Genomic DNA, 578 nt, shown 5'->3' with positions numbered 1-578 from the left:
CTTTGCCCTTTCAGCAAGGCGAATACCACCCGAGCAAGCTTGCGAGCCAGCATCACCAACGCCTGAGTGGTGCTGAAACCCCGAGTTCTTTGTTCTTCGTAATACCCTTTCCAGGCTTTCGTACGGCTAGCCGACATCGCTGCATTGTGCAGAAGTCGGCGAGCCTCGGGGTCACCGCGCTTGGTCAAACTGCGGCGAGCGTCCTTCTGTCCTGATTTCGCCACCCGTAAATCCATGCCCAGGAAGGCGATAAAGGCATCCGCGTTTCTAAAATCTCCTCGCTGAAATGCGGTTATCAAGCGGGCCCCAGTCAGAAATCCAATACCCTCAACTTTCAGGCAGCGCTTCAATTGACCGAGCAAGCCGGCTTCTTTGAGCTGATCGCTGATCGTCTTTTCGATCAACGTCTCAAGCTGCTGCATGGACTTCACTTGCTCGGCAAAAGCCGCCTTGAGCAGCGGCTCATTCGCCCAGCTCTGCACCAGGCCGACCCTGGCCTGGACCAAGGCTGCGCGACGGCGGAAAAGGCTCAGGAGCTGGCGGTACAGCGGTGAGGGCGGGGTCCAAGGACGCAACTC

General features: G+C 57.8%; 1 protein-coding gene. It reads right to left on the bottom strand.

All coding sequences use genetic code 11. The features are described 5' to 3' along the window. Nucleotides 1-578, bottom strand: a 578-nt coding sequence (locus AC3WTM_RS29535; protein WP_492587685.1) for a transposase, incomplete at both ends; no start/stop codon positions are given.

The organism is Pseudomonas sp. EU05-FHT14B02 (assembly GCF_058791055.1).
The sequence above is the reverse complement of the archived record's forward strand: the minus strand, read 5'-3'. Positions and strand labels throughout refer to the sequence as shown.